The organism is Pseudomonas frederiksbergensis, assembly GCF_000802155.2.
Taxonomy (GTDB): domain Bacteria; phylum Pseudomonadota; class Gammaproteobacteria; order Pseudomonadales; family Pseudomonadaceae; genus Aquipseudomonas; species Aquipseudomonas frederiksbergensis_A.
This window is the reverse complement of sequence record NZ_JQGJ02000005.1, coordinates 182,829-202,351: the sequence shown is the minus strand read 5'-3', so window position 1 is coordinate 202,351 and position 19,523 is coordinate 182,829. Positions and strand designations below refer to the sequence as shown.

17 protein-coding genes are annotated in these 19,523 nt (G+C 59.1%); 9 read left to right on the top strand and 8 right to left on the bottom strand.

Annotation, left to right across the window (positions count from 1 at the left end; translation table 11 throughout):
* Positions 1 to 287 precede the first annotated feature (287 nt).
* The 3 genes from JZ00_RS11985 to JZ00_RS11975 all read left to right on the top strand — a co-directional run bounded on the left by JZ00_RS11985 (position 288) and on the right by JZ00_RS11975 (position 5,399).
* The gene (locus tag JZ00_RS11985) at positions 288 to 1,307 is read left to right on the top strand and encodes a substrate-binding domain-containing protein (protein WP_039589814.1); all 1,020 of its coding nucleotides are present in this window, start codon (positions 288 to 290) and stop codon (positions 1,305 to 1,307) included.
* Positions 1,295 to 4,312 (top strand): EAL domain-containing protein, encoded by a 3,018-nt coding sequence (locus tag JZ00_RS11980; protein WP_039589816.1) that lies wholly within the window; start codon positions 1,295 to 1,297, stop codon positions 4,310 to 4,312. Before JZ00_RS11985 ends, JZ00_RS11980 begins: the two co-directional genes overlap by 13 nt.
* Positions 4,313 to 4,496: 184 nt before the next feature.
* Positions 4,497 to 5,399, top strand: a complete 903-nt coding sequence (locus tag JZ00_RS11975; protein ID WP_039590073.1) for a LysR family transcriptional regulator — start codon at positions 4,497 to 4,499, stop codon at positions 5,397 to 5,399.
* A gap of 14 nt (positions 5,400 to 5,413) precedes the next feature.
* On the opposite strand, the gene JZ00_RS11970 is transcribed toward JZ00_RS11975, so the two are convergent.
* The 4 genes from JZ00_RS11970 to JZ00_RS11955 form a co-directional block, all read right to left on the bottom strand.
* Positions 5,414 to 6,973: a TerC family protein gene (locus JZ00_RS11970; RefSeq protein WP_039589817.1), complete on the bottom strand. Its 1,560-nt coding sequence runs from the start codon at positions 6,971 to 6,973 to the stop codon at positions 5,414 to 5,416.
* 449 nt (positions 6,974 to 7,422) lie between these two features.
* Positions 7,423 to 8,061 carry a hypothetical protein gene (locus tag JZ00_RS11965; protein WP_039589818.1) on the bottom strand — a complete coding sequence of 213 codons (639 nt, stop codon included), beginning with the start codon at positions 8,059 to 8,061 and terminating at the stop codon, positions 7,423 to 7,425.
* Positions 8,062 to 8,073: 12 nt separating this feature from the next.
* Positions 8,074 to 8,811 (bottom strand): HupE/UreJ family protein, encoded by a 738-nt coding sequence (locus tag JZ00_RS11960; RefSeq protein WP_039589819.1) that lies wholly within the window; start codon positions 8,809 to 8,811, stop codon positions 8,074 to 8,076.
* A gap of 47 nt (positions 8,812 to 8,858) precedes the next feature.
* Positions 8,859 to 9,221 carry a hypothetical protein gene (locus JZ00_RS11955; RefSeq protein ID WP_039589820.1) on the bottom strand — a complete coding sequence of 121 codons (363 nt, stop codon included), beginning with the start codon at positions 9,219 to 9,221 and terminating at the stop codon, positions 8,859 to 8,861.
* A gap of 106 nt (positions 9,222 to 9,327) precedes the next feature.
* Here JZ00_RS11955 and JZ00_RS11950 point away from each other — a divergent pair, with 106 nt between their 5' ends.
* Together JZ00_RS11950 and JZ00_RS11945 are read left to right on the top strand one after the other, a co-directional pair.
* On the top strand, positions 9,328 to 9,624 hold the full coding sequence (locus JZ00_RS11950; protein WP_039589821.1) for a metal-sensing transcriptional repressor: 297 nt from the start codon (positions 9,328 to 9,330) through the stop codon (positions 9,622 to 9,624).
* A 7-nt stretch (positions 9,625 to 9,631) separates the two neighbouring features.
* Positions 9,632 to 10,768 (top strand): nickel/cobalt efflux transporter, encoded by a 1,137-nt coding sequence (locus JZ00_RS11945; protein ID WP_039589822.1) that lies wholly within the window; start codon positions 9,632 to 9,634, stop codon positions 10,766 to 10,768.
* Positions 10,769 to 10,807: 39 nt separating this feature from the next.
* Here the strand turns inward: JZ00_RS11945 and JZ00_RS11940 are convergent, their stop codons facing one another.
* The 3 genes from JZ00_RS11940 to JZ00_RS11930 form a co-directional block, all read right to left on the bottom strand.
* Positions 10,808 to 11,086 (bottom strand): hypothetical protein, encoded by a 279-nt coding sequence (locus JZ00_RS11940; RefSeq protein WP_045156307.1) that lies wholly within the window; start codon positions 11,084 to 11,086, stop codon positions 10,808 to 10,810.
* A gap of 155 nt (positions 11,087 to 11,241) precedes the next feature.
* On the bottom strand, positions 11,242 to 12,603 hold the full coding sequence (chrA, locus tag JZ00_RS11935; RefSeq protein ID WP_039589823.1) for a chromate efflux transporter: 1,362 nt from the start codon (positions 12,601 to 12,603) through the stop codon (positions 11,242 to 11,244).
* Positions 12,604 to 12,754: 151 nt separating this feature from the next.
* On the bottom strand, positions 12,755 to 13,003 hold the full coding sequence (locus tag JZ00_RS11930; RefSeq protein ID WP_039589825.1) for a hypothetical protein: 249 nt from the start codon (positions 13,001 to 13,003) through the stop codon (positions 12,755 to 12,757).
* A gap of 477 nt (positions 13,004 to 13,480) precedes the next feature.
* Between JZ00_RS11930 and JZ00_RS11925 the strand changes: the two genes are divergently transcribed.
* The 3 genes from JZ00_RS11925 to JZ00_RS11915 all read left to right on the top strand — a co-directional run bounded on the left by JZ00_RS11925 (position 13,481) and on the right by JZ00_RS11915 (position 16,651).
* A complete protein-coding gene (locus JZ00_RS11925) occupies positions 13,481 to 14,896 on the top strand; it encodes an acyclic terpene utilization AtuA family protein (protein WP_039589827.1) in 1,416 nt (471 codons plus the stop codon).
* Positions 14,893 to 15,201: a DUF4387 domain-containing protein gene (locus JZ00_RS11920; protein ID WP_039589830.1), complete on the top strand. Its 309-nt coding sequence runs from the start codon at positions 14,893 to 14,895 to the stop codon at positions 15,199 to 15,201. Before JZ00_RS11925 ends, JZ00_RS11920 begins: the two co-directional genes overlap by 4 nt.
* 76 nt (positions 15,202 to 15,277) lie before the next feature.
* Positions 15,278 to 16,651, top strand: coding sequence for an MmgE/PrpD family protein (locus JZ00_RS11915; RefSeq protein WP_082112073.1), 1,374 nt, complete (start codon positions 15,278 to 15,280; stop codon positions 16,649 to 16,651).
* Positions 16,652 to 16,699: 48 nt separating this feature from the next.
* Here the strand turns inward: JZ00_RS11915 and JZ00_RS11910 are convergent, their stop codons facing one another.
* Entirely contained in the window at positions 16,700 to 17,905 is a 1,206-nt protein-coding gene (locus tag JZ00_RS11910; protein WP_039589832.1) for a citrate synthase, read from the bottom strand.
* Between the two features lie 259 nt (positions 17,906 to 18,164).
* On the opposite strand from JZ00_RS11910, the gene JZ00_RS11905 reads away from it, so the two are divergent.
* Positions 18,165 to 19,454: a CitMHS family transporter gene (locus JZ00_RS11905; protein WP_039590079.1), complete on the top strand. Its 1,290-nt coding sequence runs from the start codon at positions 18,165 to 18,167 to the stop codon at positions 19,452 to 19,454.
* The last annotated feature ends 69 nt before the right edge of the window (positions 19,455 to 19,523 follow it).

The following is a 19,523-nucleotide window of genomic DNA, read 5'->3' as shown; positions in this document are numbered from 1 at the left end:
AACCCAGGTCGCCGGCCTTGAAGCCGTCGGCGACCTGAAAGGCGTCGATATGTGCAGAACCGGCTATCCTTTTGCAGAACTGTATTTTTGGCAAAAGGGACGCCATGCCAGACCATGATCGCGCCACCGGCTCCGGATTTGGTATCGCGGGTAGGGCTCGAACCTGCTTTGTCAGGCTGCAGCTACCCTGGGTGGCGTCAGCGACGATTGCCTGTCTTTGTGCGGCGACTTCCGGTCACGGCCAGAACCTGCCAGCGCAAGCGGATCCGGGGGACGCCGCGGTTACGGTGAGTCAAGCCCAGGAAGTCGTTTCCAGGGCCACCCTCGGCGCTGTTCGTTGGAGCGGCCCTGACTCCGGCCCCAAAGCGCAGCGGGGCAAGAGTATTGCGCTTGTTGCCGAAGACTTGCGCAACGGAGGCATCGTCGGCGTCGCGCAGGGTGCCCGGGAGGCGGCCAGCGCGATGGGCTGGACGCTGAAGATTTTCGATGGCGCAGGCTCGGCGGCCGGGCGCGCGAAGGCGTTTTCCGATGCCTTGGCCGCGAAGCCCGACGGTCTCATCCTGTGCGGTTCCGATGCCCTTGAGAACAACGCGGCGCTGACTCCTTTTGCCAAAAATAATATACCCGTGGTCGGCTGGCACGCCGGGGTACGCCCCGGGCCGATCGAGGGCACGCCGGTGGCCATGAACGTCACCAGCGACCCGCTTGAAGTGGCTCGCCTCACGGCCATGGCTGCAGTGGCGCAATCAAACGGACGCGCCGGCGTGGTCATCCTGACCGATTCCAGGTACGGCATCGCCATGACGAAGGCCAAGGCCATGGAGAACGTCATCCGGGCCTGTCGGGAATGTACGTTGCTGGAGGTACGCGATGTCGCGATCTCGGAAAGTGGCGAGAAGATGCCCGCAGTGACCAGGGAGTTGCTGGAGCGCCATGGCGAACGCTGGACCCATGCGCTGGCGATCAACGATATCTACTTCGATTACTCGATCGCTTCCTTGACCAGCGCGGCAATACCCAGTGACGGCATCAGCCTGTTGTCTGCCGGCGACGGTAGCGCTTCGGCTTTCTTGCGCATACAGGCAAAAACCTACCAGACCGTTACCGTGGCCGAGCCGCTGAACATGCATGGCTGGCAAGTCATGGATGAATTGAACCGCCTGTTTGCAGGCCGGCCAGTGAGCGGTTTTGTCGCGCCGGTCCACTTGGTCAACGCCGACAATATCGCCTTCGATGGCGGGAAGAAATCCCAGTACGATCCTGACAATGGCTATCGGGACATCTATCGCCGCCTATGGAATCCCTGACGTTGAACATGATCTCCCGGCTTGGACGCCAGCTGTTGCCGCAATCGCTGCGCGCACAGTTCACAGTGGCTTTCTTGACGCTGGCGCTGCTGATCCTGGCAGGGGGAGCCACCGCAGTCTACGCGTTGCGTACGTCGAACAACGCCACTCGCCAGCTGACGGATGAACGGCTGGTGCGCATGCAGAACGGGCAAGACATGGTCCAGCGCACATTACTGATCGAGCGCCAGACCGACCAGCTCCTGACCACCCGTTCTCCCGAGATCCTGCGCTCAAGCCATGCCGCGACAGTCGAGCAGCTCGAGGCCCTCGATCAACGGGTGCAGCAGCTGACGGCCGCGAACAGTGGCGTGGCGATCCTCGACATGCATCAGTCCAGCCAGATATTCCGCAACACGGCGAACATCGTTGCGCAACTGCGCGAGAGCCTGTTGCAGACCGAGGTCGCCTTCGAGCAAGCCCTGGAGGGCCTTACAGGCCGGCTAACCGCGGCACAGACCCCGGCCAGCCTGGAACGGGCGATGTTGCTGTTCGATCTGCCGCAGGCGATCGACAGCGATGCCGTGCAACGACTGCGGGTCCGATATGAGCAGCTGTCGCGCACCGCAGGCAAGTCGGAAGCCGATGCGCAGGCGCCCGATCTTTTTTCCCTGCGCCAGAGGATCATCAACCAGAACGTCGTCATCAAGCGTTTCAATGAGGAATTGAAAAACGAGGCCGGGACCTTGGTCGCCCTGGCCCGCGCGCAATCGAATGCCTACACGCAAGACTATCGTGCAGCCCTGGAGGGGTTGGTCGAGGATTCGAATCGCAGCCAGCAATGGGTGCTGATCATGTTGGGCACCAGCCTGGTGTTCGCCTGGTTTGTGACCCGCGTGTTCATGGGGCGTCATGTGTTGGTGCGGCTTAATCAAATAAGCCGGCAATTGCGCCAGGAACATACCCACAAGACGCATCTGATGATGGCCGACCACGGGAACGACGAGATTGGCAACATGGCGCGCGCGGTGAACCAGTTTCTCGAGGACCGGCTCCAGCTGGAAAAAAGAACGGCCCAACTGAGCATTGCCACGGAGCGGCTGGCCGTGCAGAACAGCCGATTGGAGCGAGAGGCGATCATCCGCGCCGGACAGGGTCACGTGCTGGAACTGATCGCCAGGAGCACTGAACTGACCGAAGTCCTGGACAGCCTCGCTCACTTGGTCGAGTCCCAACTGGAGGGCATGATGGTGTCCATCCTGGTGCTGGATGAGGAGGGCAAGCACCTGCTGCACGGTGCGGCTCCCAGTTTGCCGAAAGCTTATTGCGAGCTCATCGATGGGATTGAAATCGGCCCCAGCGTTGGTTCCTGTGGCACCTCGGCCTATCGCCGCGAACCGGTCGTCGTCACGGACATCCAGCAGGATCCGCTGTGGCAAGACTACCGTTCGATTGCCGCGCCCTATGGGTTTCGCGCCTGCTGGTCGACGCCAATCCTGTCCCATGAGCGAAAGGTATTGGGTACGTTTGCGTTGTATGCCAACACCGTACGCAGCCCTAGCCCGGCCGAGACGCAACTGATCGAGCTGGCGACACCGCTGGCAGGCATCGCGATAGTGCATCAACTGACCGAAAAACGCATTCGCTTCATGGGTGACCATGACGCATTGACCGGGCTGCCGAATCGCACGTTGCTCGAAGACCGTCTCAAGCAGGCGATGCTGTATGCGCAGCGCTACAACCGGCTGGTGACGGTAGTGTTTCTCGACCTGGACAAATTCAAGCTGGTGAACGACAGCCTTGGGCACAGCGCGGGGGATGAGCTGTTGAAAACCGTGGCCCAGCGCATGGTGGAGTGTGTGCGTCGCACCGACACTGTCGTACGACTGGGCGGCGACGAATTCGTGATCATCCTGTTCGACCAACCGTCGGACCTCGACGGCGTGACGCCCGTCCTGCACAAGATCCAGGAAGCCATCCTGCGGCCGATCCACCTCAGTGGGCATACGCTCCACGTCACCTGCAGCATGGGCTTGGCCACGTACCCGGCCGACGGCAGCGATACCGACACGTTGCTCAGCAATGCGGACGCCGCCATGTACCGAGCCAAGGAACTGGGCCGCAACAGCTTCCAGTTCTACACGAGCGAGATGAACAATAAGGTCCAGGGCAAGCTTGCCATGCAGGATGGATTGCGCAACGCACTCATCAACGGCGAGTTCCTGCTGTTGTACCAGCCACAAGTGGATTTGCAGTCAGGCCAGATCATCGGGGTGGAAGCGTTGATTCGCTGGCAACATCCGGAGTTGGGCATGGTGTCCCCGATCAAGTTCATTCCCCAGGCCGAAGAGACCGGGTTGATCGTGCCCATTGGTGACTGGGTGTTCCACGCCGCGTGCAGGCAGAACAAGGCGTGGCAGGACGCCGGCTTGCCGCCGATCACCATGTCGGTGAACATTTCCGCCCGCCAGTTCATCGAACGAGACCTGATCGACCGGGTCAAGCATGCGTTGCAAGAAACCGGACTGGAGCCGCGGTACCTTGAATTGGAGCTGACTGAAAGCCTGATCATGCAAGATCTTCAACAAGCCATCAGTAAAATGAAGGCGCTGCAGTCGATGGGCACCAGTCTCTCGATCGACGATTTCGGCACCGGCTACTCCAGTCTCGCCGCATTGAAGAGCTTCCCCATTGCACGACTCAAGATCGACCAGTCTTTCGTGCGCGACCTGCCCGACAACGAAAACGACAAGGCCATCGCCACCGCCGTGATTTCACTGGGGCATAAACTGAACCTCAAGGTCATTGCCGAAGGTGTCGAAACCGAAGAGCAGCAGACCTTCCTGCGGGAAAACGGCTGCGATGAGATTCAAGGGCACGTTTTCAGCAAGGCTGTCAGCGCGGAGGAAATCAGCCTGTTATTGCAGATACCACGACTGCCCCAATCAAGTCGCATGCTGAACCCGGAGTCGGAAGAACAGCAACACGGTAGAAAGCGTCCAGGCCGCCCAATGCCCGGGCGTTAGGCCCGCGTGTCATAGCGTTGATTCAGGCATAGTCGTCTGCCTGGCGAAAGCGTTACGATTTACCCGTCTGTACTGAGCGATACCCGAGCCAGCATATCCCGCCCGCACCCTCATCGAAGCCCATGAAAGCGCCCACAGCTCCGGTTGGTGAGGCTCTGTCGAGAGACCCTACAGCGTGAAAAAAATCATTCGAATCGATGATCTCCAGGTATTCGTGACCACGACGGACGCTGGCAGTCTTTCAGCGGCGGCAAGGCTGCTGGACATCTCTCCGGCGCTGGCCAGCGTCGCAGTGCAGCGGCTTGAGGCAAGCCTGGGGGTGCGGTTGTTCGTGCGGTCCACAAGGCGGCTGCGCTTGTCGGATGACGGCGAGCGATACCTGAGCCATGCGCGGCAGGCGCTGGAGGCGTTGGACAACGGGGAGCTTGTGCTGGCGCAGGGGCGCGACGAAATCTGCGGGACGCTGCGCTTGTCGATGCCCTCGGACATCGGCCGCAACCTGTTGCTGCCGTGGCTGGATGAGTTCCAGCAGTTGCATCCCAAGGTGCTGTTGCACCTGCGCGTCAGCGACCAGGTGGCTGACCTGTTCACCGAACACCTGGATGCGAGCATCCGCTATGGCCAGTTGGCTGACTCGAGCCTGGTGTCCCTGGCGCTGGCACCGTCCAACCGAAGGACGGTGTGCGCCTCGCCCGACTACATCGCACGCCATGGCCGACCAGAAACCCCCGCAGAGCTGGGCGGGCACAATTGCCTTCGTTACGTGATGGGCGAGCAGACCTTCGAACGCTGGAGTTTCCAGACGCCGCAAGGCGTGGAAACCGTTCAGGTCCTGGGAAACCGCACCAGCGATGACGCGGATATTGTCAGGCGTTGGGCGGTATCGGGGCTTGGTGTCGTCTACAAGTCCAAGCTCGATGTGACGGACGACATTCGCAGCGGTCGCCTGGTGGAAATCTTCCCGCCGGACTATGGCCAGCCAGCACCGCTGCAACTGGTGTGCGCCCATCGAACCTCGCTGACGCCAGCGGTCCAGGTATTGAGGGCGTTCCTGGCGGCGCGTTTCGAGCGTTATGTCAGCGAATGAGTGGCGTCAACGTGTCAGCGGCCCGGGTCCTCGACGCGTAACAACACCCTGGTTACCCGTCGCTCTTGCACCTCCACCACCGTCATGCGCCATTCCTGCCAGCGAACGGTATCGCCGATGATTGGCAAACGGTCCAACAAACTCATCACCAGACCGGCAAGCGTCTGGTAATCCTCCGTCGCTTTCGCCTGGAAACCGATATGTTCGCGGACCTGGCTGAGGTTCAGGGCGCCGCTGACGAGGAAACCGCCTTCGTGGGCGACGATGCTCGGCCCATCGACTTCACTGGCATCCGGCAGTTCTCCGGCAATGGATTCGAGAATGTCGGTCATGGTCAGGAGGCCGACGAAATCACCAAACTCGTTTACCACGAAGGCGATGTGGGTCGACTCCTTGCGCATTTGTTCCAGCGCGTTGAGGATCGTGAAACTGTCGAGCAGGTTGATGGCCTTGCGCGCCATGGCTTCCAGGTTCGGCTGATTGCCCGCCAGCATTTCCTTGAGCAGTTCTTTCTTATGGACAAAGCCTAGCGGCTCATCCACGCGTCCTTCCCGGATCAGCGGCAAGCGTGAGTAGCAAGAGTGCATCAGTGTTGTACGGATTTCTTCCGCTTCATTGTCCAAGTCGAGGTGGTCGATTTGCGCACGAGGCGTCATCACACTGCGAATCTGGCGCTCCGCCAGTTGCAGCACGCCGCTGATCATGACCCGTTCGCGCCGATGGAACACCTGCTCCGGCTCATCGCCTTCCAGCATGTCGGCGATTTCCTCACCTATTTCATCGGGCCCCAGTTTTTGACCGCCCAGCAGGCGCAATACCGCATGGGCGGTACGCTCGCGCATCGGTCGTAGACCTTGCAGGCTTTTCTTGCGACGCGAGCGCGCCAACTGGTTGAACAGTTCGATCAGGATCGAGAAACCAATCGCCGCGTACAAGTAGCCTTTCGGAATATGGAAACCCAGGCCTTCAGCCGTGAGGCTGAAGCCGATCATCATCAGGAAGCCCAGGCAGAGCATGATGACGGTCGGATGGCTGTTGACGAATTGGGTCAACGGCTTGCTCGCGATCATCATCAGGCCGATGGAGAAAATCACAGCGATCATCATGACCGACAGGTGCTCCACCATGCCCACGGCGGTAATCACCGCATCCAGGGAGAAGACCGCGTCCAGCACGACGATCTGCGCAACGATGGGCCAGAACAGCGCATAGCCGACATTGCCGGAACGTTGCGCCACGTGGCCTTCGAGCCGCTCATGCAGCTCCATGGTTGCCTTGAACAACAGGAACACGCCACCGAACAGCATGATCAGGTCGCGCCCGGAAAAGGTCTTGTCGAAAATCTCGAACAACGGGTTGGTCAGCGTCACCATCCACGAAATGCTCGCCAGCAGGCCAAGGCGCATCAGCAACGCCAGGGACAAGCCGATGACACGGGCACGGTCGCGCTGCTCGGGGGGAAGTTTGTCAGCCAGGATGGCGATAAATACAAGGTTATCGATGCCGAGCACCAGCTCCAGCACGATCAACGTCAGCAGGCCCAGCCAGGCCGTGGGGTCAGCGATCCATTCCATGGGTTATTCGTTCCCTCGGACAGTCAATGCAAGGGAAGCGGACTGCAACGAGTGTATGCAGGACGCAGCGACGGCAAGAAAACGGTTCTTCGAAAGGCGACTGGGAGGTTCCTGGAGGGTATTCATACAGACCTGGAAATAATCGGGGAAGAAATCCTACATCGATTTCCAGCACTTCCTACGAAACGATTTATTACAGGATCTGACAAACCACGCCACCGTGAGCGCGGCGCGTCGAATCCGCGATGGGCAAGAGGCCGCGTATGCGGCTCTTGCCCTGTGGCATTACCCGTGCGAGTGCCCATGACCAGCTTTCGGTTGCAGCGTGCTTTTCAGCACCACAGGCGGTCATCAGGCCGATAACCAGATCAGGAGCGCGGAGCGGAGCAGGGTGGTTGAGGTGTTCATTGAGGTTTGCGTAGGAGCTAGAGGACGTGTTTTGACTGGAATCAGCGTTTGACGCTCAGGTAATTGCCTGTCGTTTTCAGCGATATGGTCACGTCGTTATTCGTGCGATTACGCCAGAACCACCCATGAGTACCGTCGAACAGTGCCGTGAATTCGCCCTTGTCGCCTTTGACCTGCTTGGCTTTGGAGTAGCTATGGAAATAGCCCTTTTTTCCGTTGTAGGGTTCGCCATGGGTGTCATGGTTCACCGGCCCACCAGAGGCCGCCCATTCATAGCTGACGGTGGCGTTCTTGAGCATTTCCAGCTTGATTTCTGTCCCTTCGCCCGGCTTTAGCGTGACAGTCATTTCATCTGTCTTTAAATCCGGGGCGGGTTGGGCGGGGGGTGGAGGCGCAGGTTGCGCCGAAGGAGTTACCGCAGCAATCAGCTGAGCTGGAGCCTCTTGAACCGGTTGCGTCGCTGCATCCGCCAACGCCTCCTGGGCGAGCTTGATCTTCATTTCGCCCATTTGCGTCAGGCCCAGTACGCGGCCCATGCCCGTCGGGTCGATCGCATATTCCGAAGGCATGACGACGGTGACCAGCAAGCCGACCGCAGCCAGCAAGGCGATGACAGTCGAGCGTACCAGTTGGCGGGTGCTGGGCAATTCATTGACAGTGGGAAGTGGCGTATTGAACATGATTGAAATTCCTTAGGCTGAGGCAAACAGGCCGGTGATCTGGTAACCCATCAAAAGGAAACCGGCACTCATCATGGCGACATTGGCGGTATAGGCATGGCGCCAGAAACTGCCGGTGCGCCGCCAATATCCCATCAGAATGAGAATGGCGCTGAGGGCCAGCAACTGGCCGATCTCGACGCCGACGTTGAAGGCGATCAGATTGGGAATCAGCCCGTCGGGAGAGATTTCGTATTCCTGGATTTTCGTAGCCAGGCCAAACCCGTGGAGAAGGCCGAAGATCAGCGTCGCGACCTTTGTATTGGGTTGGAAACCGAACCAGCGCTGGAACGCGCCCAGGTTATCAAGCGCCTTGTACACCACCGAGAAACCGATGATGGCGTCGATAATGTAGGCGCTGATGCTGACTTCGGTCAGTACGCCGAACAGCAGCGTGACCGAGTGTCCAACGGCGAACAGGGTGACGTAGAGCCCTACGTCCTTCAGGCGATAGAGGAAGAAAATCACCCCGAACAGGAACAGCAGGTGATCGTAGCCCGTCATCATGTGCTTGGCGCCCATGTAGATAAAGGGCAGCAGCATGACGCCGGAGCTTTCCTGGATGAAACCTTTATCGCCTTCAGCGACGGCGTGGGCGAGGGCTTCGGGCATTCCGAAAAGAAATGACGCGAGCAATAGAAACAACAGCAGGAGTGGGCGATGCGATGGCGCGGTGGACGCGCCGACGCCACTCATTGGGTGCGAATGCATGGATAAAATCCTTCGTTGCAGTGATCAAGGGCAGCAGGGCGACCATGTCAGGTGGCAAGCGAAGGACGAGGAGGACGCTCGATCAGGAAAATGGGCGCGCGAGGAACGGCGTAGCGAAGGGCCTCGGCTTGTGGAGAGAGCTGTGGCTGGACCGCCAGGATCAGCGTCGTGGCAAGTTGCGGCGTCTCGTGCTGATGATCGGGCGTCAGAGGGGAGTGATAGTGATCCGAGCAGCTTGGACACGACCCGTCGGCCTGCTCTCCATGGGAGTGATGATGAGCATCTTGCGCGACATCCCGGGCCGGCTGTTCCGACATCATGGACAGCGTACGGGTATGCCCGGCCCAGGCCATGAACATGGCGAGAGCCAGCGCCAATACCACTGCCGTTGTCAGTGTTCTGCTCAGCATAGTGATTGTCTTTCGACTCGTTATTTTCGGTCGTGATAGGTTTGCCATATCCCCTGGGGGGGGATAGGATTGCCAGCGTAATTCATTGAAGCCCGAGACTCAAGTCATGAGCGACGAACACGAACACAGCCATCCTCATACCCACCAAAGCCACGAAGCGATCATCAAGCGCCTCAAGCGAGCCGACGGGCACCTGCGCAGCATCATTCTCATGATCGAAGAGGGGCGTGAGTGCGTGGACATTGCCCAGCAGTTGCATGCAGTAGAAAAAGCCGTGTGCCAGGCCAAGCGCACGCTGATCCAGGACCACATCGATCACTGCCTGGAAGACACCGTTTCGGCATTGGACAAGGGCGAGCGCGCGCCATTGGAAGCCTTCAAACAAATCACCAAGTACCTTTAGGCCCGACATGCCCAACTTTGCTGAACTGCTGCAACAAGGTGGCGCTCACGCCTGGCTGTATTTCCCCAGTGCGATTTTGCTGGGCGCCTTGCATGGGCTGGAGCCGGGACATTCGAAAACCATGATGGCGGCGTTTATCGTTGCCATCAGGGGCTCGGTCAAACAGGCAGTGTTGCTGGGCCTGGCAGCTACGCTTTCCCACACTGCCGTGGTGTGGCTGGTGGCGATCGGTGGCATGTACCTGGGCCAAGGGCTGGACGCCCAGACCACGGAACCGTACTTCCAACTCGCGTCTGCGGCGCTGATCATCGCAATCGCCCTATGGATGCTGTGGCGTACCTGGCGCGGCGAACAGATGTTCAAGTTCGAGCAGGGTGACGGTCATCATCACGGCGAGCACGACCATGAACATCATGATGAAACCCACCGCATCGATACCGGCCATGGGCGTGTCGAGCTGTCAATCTTCGAGCAGGGCATGCCACCCCGCTGGCGCTTGAAAACGTTGACCGGGCATGCCTGGGCCGCCGCGGATGTTCGCCTGACGACTACGCGCGCCGATGGACACGTGCAGGCGTTCTCGTTTACCGAGCGCGATGGGTTCCTGGAGTCGACAGTCGATATTCCCGAGCCTCATGAATTCAGCGCTCGCTTGAGCCTGGGGCATGCGGGGCATTCCCACGATTACGACCTTGAGTATCGGGAGCATGATCATGGGCATGAACACGCCGGCCTGGAAGGCCTGGAGCTGTCACTGGACGGTTACCAGGACGCCCACGAACGGGCGCATGCCAACGATATCCGCAAACGCTTCACCAACCGTGAAGTCACCACGGGCCAGATCATTGTCTTCGGTCTTACGGGGGGGCTGATTCCCTGCCCGGCGGCCATCACCGTTCTGTTGCTCTGCCTTCAAGTCAAGGAAGTCGCGCTGGGCGGCATGCTTGTCTTGTGCTTCAGCATTGGCTTGGCGATCACTCTGATGACTGTGGGGGCGGCGGCGGCCATTGGTGCACGACAAGCCTCCAACCGCTGGCCCTGGTTGGGCTCCGTCGCGCGGCGGGCGCCTTATTTGTCCAGCGTGTTGATCATCGGGGTTGGTGTGTACGTGGGCATTCACGGCTGGACCGGTTTGAATGCGTAAGGCTCATGACCGAAACTCACCTGGATCTGATGACCAGTGCTATTCACGATAAGCCTTTTCCCGCTCTCTATGGAATTCAGCCCTGCGCTTGGCAGCTTTACGCTCCATTTCCTGGTAATGCTTGCGTTCTTCGCGATTCATTTCTTCATGGGCCTTGCGGCGTTCTCGCTCATTTTCCTGGTCTGCCTTTTCCATCTCCCGCTGGTGTTCCCAGTATTGCCGGTAGTGCTCGCGAATCTCTTTGTCAGGGTCATCAGCGTACGTTTGCCCCGTGGCTACGCACAGTACCGCGAAGACGTAAGTGGTGATTCTGTACATGGCGTATAGAGCTCCAATGGGCGAGCGAAACGGCGTATCTGGTAGACCTCTGTCCTGGAAAAAGTTGCTTTCGGATTCGAAGGCCGATGGGATAGGCAAAGCCCAGCTTCAAGCTGGGCTTCGTGACACGCGGGGGCTTCTCGCCAGCGCGGAGGCTAGCGCAACAAATGCACGCCCAAGCCAGCCAGCGCACAGGCCATCAGGACCTGGATCACGCCACGCTTGAAGCGAAACAGCGCGATGGCCGCTGCGATCGCAATCAGCGCCGAAGGCCAGTCGAGGCTGCCACCAAAGCCATTTGGCCACAGCACGTGGTAGCCAAAGAAGCACGCCAGATTAAGAATCACGCCGACGACTGCGGCGGTGATTGCGGTGAGCGGGGCAGTGAACTTGAGCTCGTTGTGGGTCGACTCCACCAGCGGGCCGCCCGCCAGGATGAACAGGAAGGAGGGCAGGAAGGTGAACCAGGTCACCAGGGCTGCCGCAACGGCACCGGCGAGCAATACCTGATCGGCGCCAAACACCTGCGAAACATAGGCGCCGACAAAGCCCACGAAGGCCACCACCATGATCAGTGGTCCGGGCGTGGTTTCACCGAGCGCCAGGCCGTCGATCATCTGGGTTGGGGTCAACCAGCCGTAGTGACCCACCGCGCCTTGGTACACATAAGGGAGCACCGCGTAAGCACCGCCGAAGGTCAGCAGTGCGGCCTTGGTAAAGAACCAGCCCATTTGGGTCAACGTGCCTTCCCAGCCAAACAGCGCGGTGAGAGCGCCCATCGGCAGGGCCCACAGTGCTGCGCCAAGCAATGCCAGGAACACGAGCCTTGGCCAACTGAAGCGGGCATGTTCGGGCGCGGGTGTTTCATCATCGATCAGGGCCGGGCCGAATGTCTTCCTGGCGGTACCATGTCCGCCGACCTGGAATTTCTCCGGCGCCAGGCGCCCGCCCACGTATCCGATCAATGCCGCGCCCAGCACAATCATCGGGAAGGGGACGTTGAAGGCGAAGATCGCCGTGAACGAAGCGGCGGCGATGGCCCACAGCCAATTGTTCTTCAATGCCCGCGAGCCGATTCGATGCGCGGCCTGGACGACAATCGCCGTCACCGCCGGCTTGATCCCGTAGAACAGGCCGGCGACCACGGGGACTTCGCCAAAGGCGATATATACCCACGACAAGGCGATCAGGATGAAAAGGGAGGGCAGTACAAACAGCGCGCCGGCGATCACGCCACCCCAGGTCCGGTGCAATAACCACCCGATGTAGGTCGCCAACTGCTGGGCCTCTGGTCCGGGCAGCAACATGCAATAGTTGAGCGCGTGGAGAAAGCGTCGCTCGGAGATCCAGCGCCGCCGCTCGACCAGCTCCTGGTGCATGATGGAAATCTGCCCCGCAGGGCCGCCGAAGCTGATGAAACCCAGCTTCAGCCAGAACCAGAAAGCCACGCGCAAGCTGATCGGTTCAGGTCTGGGAAGATCGTTTTCAACGGCAGTTTCGGCGTGCTTGGGGGTCATGAGCGATAGCTTGGAAAAATGGGCTGTCGCTACAGTATCGACTCAATATGAAATTGGAAGCTTTTTGTCGAACGCAGTGAAAGACGATCGTTCTGCATCGCCGGACAGCGATCGCTGTTCATTCAAGCGTTGTCGACAGCCTCACGAAACATCATGGCGTAGGCTGTTCCTTGACCTTGGTTGAAACGACCGCGTCGTAACTTCCCGGGCTCTTCACTTCATTGGAGACCCACAGCCGCTCGCTGCGGCATTTGTACTTCACGCCTTTGCGCGGTGCCATCTCTTTCGCCGTTTCTATGCACAGTTGCCTGGACGTATAAGTCGGTCCGGTTTTCCGCTCTTCCACACAGCCTTCCATGCCACTACAGATCGTCATGACAAGAAAATAGACAGTCATCATCCTAATGTTGCTCCAGCGAGCGATGCGGTTGGTTACGTCCTGTGTCAGCGCGGCTTTTAGCGCCTGAACGCACAGCGGTCTCCCGGCGGATGATGAGCCTGTGTCCGAACCTTCAGCAATGGGACGCCAGTGCCACCTGTCGGGAAACCGGCGCATTATTTAAAAGTTTTTATGGGGAGGGTTTTGGTGACGGATTGTTGACGTCACGAAGGGCGCCATGGTGCGCTTTTTGGTCCAGGGAGAGGCCGTTTTCCAACGTCTGAAATCAATGCTGCGAGCGCTTTGGAATAGATGTTCGTACCTGTGTTTTCCTTCGGTAGTTAAGACGGATAAAGATCGTAAGTTACTGCAAGTTTAATCTTTTACTTGCGGTGGAAGAGCATCAACTTGCGAGGCTATATGGACAAAATCTGTCCACTTGTCAACGTAATTACAGCCCCTATTATTGGCGCACTGAGTCGCCAAGAAGAGGCTGTCATGAAGCAGTTATTTGAAGGTTGTGTAAAAGTAATTGTCCCCTGTGGTTCGTTGGGAGCGGGTGTGCGCGAAGAGGAAATAGCCTATGGATTGGCGGCGGGTGCGCAAGTCATTGCCACTGACGCGGGTTCAACGGACAGCGGCGCGGCTTATCTTGCCCTGGGCAAGTCGAAGAATAACCGAGGCGCGGTCAAGCGCGACCTGACCATTCTAATGAAGGCCCAGGCGCAATCCGGCGTGCCGATTATCGTGGGGACGGCGGGGCAGGCGGGCGGCGACCTCAATCTCGATTGGACGCGAGATATTGCCTTGGAAATTGCCGGAGAGTTGGGCGTGTCGCCAAAGATTGCGCTCATTTATTGCGAGCAGGACAAGCAGACCATTAAAAAGCTGAACGCCGAAGGTCGTATCAAACCGCTGCCGCCCCACGGCGAGTTGGACGACGCAACAGTAGACGCGTGCGAGCACATTGTCGCTGCGCTTGGGGTGGAGCCGTTCCTCGCTGCGCTGGACGCGGGGGCCGATATCATCTTGGCCGGCCGCTCGACCGACACCGCCGTCATCGGCTGCTATCCCATCTGGAAAGGCGCCCCGTGGGGGCCTTCCTGGCACGCTGGCAAGACTGGTGAATGCGGCGTTCAGTGCGCCGTGAACCCGACGCTCGGGTCGGGGATCCTGCTGAGTGTCGACGCGAACGGCTTCGAAGTCGAGCCGTTGAGCCTGGACAACCAGTGCACGCCCCATAGCGTCTCGGCCCATATGCTGTACGAAAACAGCGACCCGTTCCGGTTGTTGGAGCCGGGTGGAATCTTGAATGTGGCCCAGGCGCGCTACACCGATTTGAACGGACGCGCCGTTCGGGTAGAAGGCTCGCAGTGGGAGCCGATGCCGTACACCATGAAGTTGGAAGGCGCCGCAGCCGGTCTCTATCAAACGATCATGTTGGTGGGCATTCAGGACCCCGACGTGCTCAAGGATGTCGATGGTTTCCATGATCGTTTGCTGGATGCGCTTTATAAGAGAACGCGCCAGTCCATTCCATCCGAAGAATTGGGCGAGTTTCATATTTCCCTGCGCATGTATGGTTGGAATGGCGTGACCGGTGTCAAACCCGCCGCCGGAACATTACCGCCACCGGAAATAGGCATGTTGTTTGTCGCAACTGCCGCCACTCAGGAAATGGCCAATACCATTGCCCAGGCATGTAACCCATACTTTTTCCATTACCCCAGCGTCATGGGCAAAGAGTTGCCTTCCTATGGTTTCGCCTTTACACCGGCGGATATACCGCGCGGACAGATATTCGAGTTCAAGTTGAATCATGTCGTGCAACTTGACGATCCCTTCGAGTTGGTCCGTTTGAAGTGGATTGATCTGTCGGACAAAACAATGGCTGTAAAGGAGTTTGCACAATGACCCAGTTGCGTGATGTTTGCCGGCACGTTCGATCCAAGCAAGCGGGGCCGTTCTGGATTACGTTCGATATCTTTTTCAACGGGCGCGAGAATTTCGAGCGTTATTGCGATTGCGCAGCACTTTCCCCAGCGCAATTTGCAGCGCTCTACGGCACCGATCCGGAACGGGTCAAGCGCATTGCGGTGCCGGATCTGGAAATGGTCAAGATCTCCTATCCCCGTACGACGCCCCAGGGCGGAATGGTCGAGCGCGACATGCACGCCGGCCAGCAATACGTTCGTTTGCTTGACGTGATCGTCGACTGAGGCCGCGCGCCAGCGTGCATCTTGATTGTGCGCCTCACGGACGAGGGCCGACCTATCTGTTCAATCCGAGGTAACCATGACGGACTCGACCGTTGCGAGGCGCCTTGCGCAATATGCCCATGAATTGCGCAACCAACGTTTGCCCGAAGACATCATCAAGCTGGTTCGCCAGCGTTTCATCGACAGCCTGGCCTGCGTACTGGGCGCCTACGGGGCGGGCCCGGTCAAGGCAGCCCTGTGTTACGCCGCCGCGAACAAGGCGCAATCATCCAGTGTATTCGGCACGAACCTCAAGACGACGGCGCAAATCGCAGCCTTCGCCAACGGGCTGATGGTTCGTTTCCTGGACTACAACGATGGCTACATGGCCTTGGAGCCAGGTCATCCGAGTGACAACATCCCGGCCTGCCTGGCAGTGGCGCAAGCCGAGAACGCCACCGGGGCCGAGCTGGTCTCGGCGATCGTCCTGGCTTATGAGATCCAGATGCGCTTGCAGGACGCAGCAAGCCTGAACAAGCGTGGTTGGGACCACGTCAATTACATCAACGTCGCGATGGCCGCAGCGGCGTCCAACCTGATGAAGCTGGACGTGGCGCAGACCGAGCAAGCGATCAACATTGCCTTGAGCGGGCACATGGCTATGCGGCAAGTGCGCAGTGGATCGTTGTCCGACTGGAAGGGCTGTTCCGCGGCCAACGCCGCTCGCAATGCGATTTTCGCCGCTCAGGTGGCGCGTCATGGCATGACCGGGCCGTCGCCGATCTTCGAAGGCGAGATGGGCTTCTTCAAGCAGGTCAGCGGGCCATTCGACCTGGATATCGGTCGCTTCGGTACGCCCGACAACGGCGACTTCGCGATACGGCGCTCACTGACCAAGACGTTTCCCACCAATGGCGAGCTGCACACGGCCGTCTGGGCTGCGCTTGATATCCGCAAGCGGATTGACGGGGTGAAGGACATTGCCGCCATTTCAATCGAAACGTCCGAGTTCAACCGTCGGGTCCTCGCCGATACCCCTGAGAAATGGCTGCCGAAAACTCGCGAAACGGCTGACCATAGCCTGCCGTACAACGTCGCGCGGGCATTGCTGGACGGTGACATCACGGTTGGCTCATACGCCGCTGAGAAGGTCGCCGACCCCGCGGCGATTGCCTTGATGGAGAAAACCAGTGTCGTCGAGGATCCGTCGCTGACGGCGCTGTTCCCACGGCACCTTGCCAACCGTGTCCGGGTGACGCTGGTCTCCGGCGAGCAAGTGGTGAGTGAGATGATCACTGGGCCCGGTTCGGTGGAAACGCCCATGACCGATAGCGACTTCGAACGCAAGTTCAGGCGCATGGCGATGCCGCACATCGATGCAGCGGCACAGGCGGCAGTGATTGGGTTCGTCGCGGGGCTCGAACATCAAGCCGGGTTCGAGTCGTTGTTTACCGCGATGGCTGTTTCCTGACAATACCTGCGCTCCTATGGCATTGCGCCAAAGGAGCGCCGGGCGGAGTCAGCGGCGGCCGGTATGGCTCGCCGTTGGCAACGTCCCGGTGTAACGAGCGCGAGGCCGGCCCTCGTGGTGTTGGTTGTACTGCTCGCTGGCGTGGGCGATCCAGCCGATAGAGCGTCCTACACCTCCCAATGAAATTTCCTGCCCGTGCAATCCCAGCTTCCTGCCGATGAAGCTCACCATCAGAATGAATTCCGGTGGGTACGCAACGAGTTCCGAAGCCACTGAGAAGGCCTTTTGCAGCTTGATGAACTCGCTGTCGCCATCGAAGGCAGCGGTCAGCGCCGCCAAGAGATTGCTGGCCCGTGGGTCGTTGATCGAATGGACATTGGGGCCGAATCCGACGATGTGTCCGTCCTGGTTGTAGCGCTGCAAGATCGGCCGCGTAGGGTCTGCGGCGGTACAAATCTCTTCGATCATCCGGCTGGCGGCTTCATTCCTGCCATAGGCGACCTTGTGGCCCCGTGCGGCGGCGAGCGCGGCGATGACCGCATAGTACGCAGTGGCGCCGGTCGTGGCGGCGACGCGCACGCTGTGGGTGGTGTGGTCCAGCTCATGGTCGATACTGAGGATCAGCAGGCGGCGAATCAGATCGGCATGGGCCGGCGGGGCCCCGCATGACTGGGTGATGAACTCGTGCAAGGGTTGTGTGCTCGGTTCGGTCGCCCCTACGACCAACGCGGCAAACCATCTCACGACGTCTGCGCCCGTACGTGCGTAACTGTCGGGGGAAAGGTCGAACGCCTTGGGGTTCTCTCGCTGAACCAAGGGAAAAAGCGCGATGGCTTTTTCCTGGGCGGACATGTGTTCATAGATCTTCAACAGCTTGGCGGCGTCCTTCGGGGCACGAGGCAGCGACTCGCCGAACGCCGAGGGTACCTGCCAGATCAATTCGGCCACCTCTTCGACGGTTGCACGATCCGCGAGCTCGACGACGTCATGGCCGCGATAAAACAGCCCATCATCGGTGATCAGCGTAATTGCACTGTCCGACGGCGGCGAGCGCTTCGCCACGGGTTTTTCTGCCGCCGGGATCTTTACCAGTCGCTGGATATCCTCGGCCCAATAGCGACGCTTGGGCGTCCCGGCGATTTTGATGGAACGAATATTCTTTCGGCTGACGTAGGCGTACAGCGTTGGCAGGCTGATCCGAAGCAGGGCGGCCGCCTCGTCTGCCGACAGGTAAAGGCCTTCTTGTTCTGACATGACGGGCCCACTTGGGTTGATTGAAAGGCGTACATGTTTATTAGATTCACCGTCATGTCGTCAACGTGTATCGGTGGCTGGATTTCAGTCTGCCCTTGAGTAAAGACAAACGGCTGATGAGCCCGATTTAGCAGGGATGTTGACGAAAAAAATCAAGATTTACAGCGTTTCACCCCCTATGTAGATTTCGGCTGCGCAAGAGATGTTCACATTGATTCTCGATGGCATCGATAACAATAAAAACGAAAAGGTGAAACGCATGGCTTGGTTAGGTTTCGCAATGGTCGTCACGTTTATGGCCTTGATCATAAGCAAACGACTTTCTGCTGTGACGGCACTCATCCTCATTCCGGTTGCCTTCGGGCTGGCCAGTGGGGCGGGACCGGAACTGGGCGCGATGGTGATGAACGGCGTCAAGCAAGTTGCGCCCACCGCGTTGATGTTGATGTTTGCAATCCTGTATTTCGCGATCATGTTCGACGCCGGGCTTTTCGAGCCCGCCGTCAGGAAAATCCTGCGCCATGTAGGCAATGATCCCCTCAAAGTCGTGTTGGGCACGGCACTGCTGGCCACTGTCATCTCGTTCGACGGCGATGGTGCAACGACTGTCCTGATCGTCACGACCGCATTCCTGCCGCTTTACCTGCGCCTGGGAATGAACCCGCTGATTCTGGCATTGATGCTTTTGCTGACGAACACCGTGGTCAACCTGATTCCTTGGGGAGGGCCGATCGCCCGGGCCGCCAGTGCCCTGCACCTTGATGTGGCGCAAATGTTCCTGGGCCTGGTGCCGGCGATGTTCGTGGGCCTTGTCTATGCGTTTGCCGTGGCGTTCTGGATAGGCCGCAAGGAGCGGCGCCGCTTGGGATGGACGCCCGGCACCCGGGACGCCGCACCGGAGGAGGTCGCTTTACCGACCGTGCATTGCGAAACCCATCGGCCGAAGCTGTTCTGGGTCAACTTGGCGTTGACCGCCGGGCTCATGTACGCCATGGCCACAGGACTGGCGCCCTTGCCGATGCTGATGATGGTGGGGTTTTCCCTGGCGCTGCTGATCAACTATCCGCGGCTGGCGGAGCAGAAGGCGAGAGTCGCGGCGCACTCGGAGAGTGTGCTGATGGTGATCGCGCTTATATTCGCCTCAGGAGCGTTTACCGGGATCTTGTCCGGCACCGGGATGGTCGATGCCATGTCAGGGAGAATCGTCCAGTTGATTCCCGACGGCGGAGGCCAATACTTCAGCATCATTACTGCACTGGTGGCCTTGCCGCTTAATTTCCTGCTGTCCAATGACGCGTTCTTCTTCGGTATCTTGCCGGTGCTGGGGGCGGCGGCTGCCGAATACGGCGTTGACCCGATGCACATCGCTCGTGCGTCGGTGCTGGGGCAACCGGTCCATGCATTAAGCCCATTGGTTGCGGCGGTTTATCTCATCAGTGGAATCATCAAGCGTGACATGGGCGATATGCAACGCTATTGCCTGCTCTGGGCCATAGGCAGCAGCCTTGTCCTGATTATAACGGCCGCTATGACGCGGGCAATTATCTGATCAACTAGTTCACTGCGCCGAAGTTTCAAGGACGCCAGTTCGCGTCTGCTCACGTCAAAATAAAATAAT

What these genes read in the sequence shown, in the direction of transcription:
- JZ00_RS11965 (WP_039589818.1), bottom strand. Translation starts at nt 8,061, where the DNA reads ATGTTCAATACGCCACTTCCCACTGTCAATGAATTGCCCAGCACCCGC.
- chrA (WP_039589823.1), bottom strand. Translation starts at nt 12,603, where the DNA reads ATGACCCCCAAGCACGCCGAAACTGCCGTTGAAAACGATCTTCCCAGA.
- JZ00_RS11970 (WP_039589817.1), bottom strand. Translation starts at nt 6,973, where the DNA reads ATGGAATGGATCGCTGACCCCACGGCCTGGCTGGGCCTGCTGACGTTG.
- JZ00_RS11950 (WP_039589821.1), top strand. Translation starts at nt 9,328, where the DNA reads ATGAGCGACGAACACGAACACAGCCATCCTCATACCCACCAAAGCCAC.
- JZ00_RS11980 (WP_039589816.1), top strand. Translation starts at nt 1,295, where the DNA reads ATGGAATCCCTGACGTTGAACATGATCTCCCGGCTTGGACGCCAGCTG.
- JZ00_RS11905 (WP_039590079.1), top strand. Translation starts at nt 18,165, where the DNA reads ATGGCTTGGTTAGGTTTCGCAATGGTCGTCACGTTTATGGCCTTGATC.
- JZ00_RS11955 (WP_039589820.1), bottom strand. Translation starts at nt 9,221, where the DNA reads ATGCTGAGCAGAACACTGACAACGGCAGTGGTATTGGCGCTGGCTCTC.
- JZ00_RS11915 (WP_082112073.1), top strand. Translation starts at nt 15,278, where the DNA reads ATGACGGACTCGACCGTTGCGAGGCGCCTTGCGCAATATGCCCATGAA.
- JZ00_RS11940 (WP_045156307.1), bottom strand. Translation starts at nt 11,086, where the DNA reads ATGTACAGAATCACCACTTACGTCTTCGCGGTACTGTGCGTAGCCACG.
- JZ00_RS11925 (WP_039589827.1), top strand. Translation starts at nt 13,481, where the DNA reads ATGAAGCAGTTATTTGAAGGTTGTGTAAAAGTAATTGTCCCCTGTGGT.
- JZ00_RS11910 (WP_039589832.1), bottom strand. Translation starts at nt 17,905, where the DNA reads ATGTCAGAACAAGAAGGCCTTTACCTGTCGGCAGACGAGGCGGCCGCC.
- JZ00_RS11945 (WP_039589822.1), top strand. Translation starts at nt 9,632, where the DNA reads ATGCCCAACTTTGCTGAACTGCTGCAACAAGGTGGCGCTCACGCCTGG.
- JZ00_RS11920 (WP_039589830.1), top strand. Translation starts at nt 14,893, where the DNA reads ATGACCCAGTTGCGTGATGTTTGCCGGCACGTTCGATCCAAGCAAGCG.
- JZ00_RS11960 (WP_039589819.1), bottom strand. Translation starts at nt 8,811, where the DNA reads ATGCATTCGCACCCAATGAGTGGCGTCGGCGCGTCCACCGCGCCATCG.
- JZ00_RS11930 (WP_039589825.1), bottom strand. Translation starts at nt 13,003, where the DNA reads ATGATGACTGTCTATTTTCTTGTCATGACGATCTGTAGTGGCATGGAA.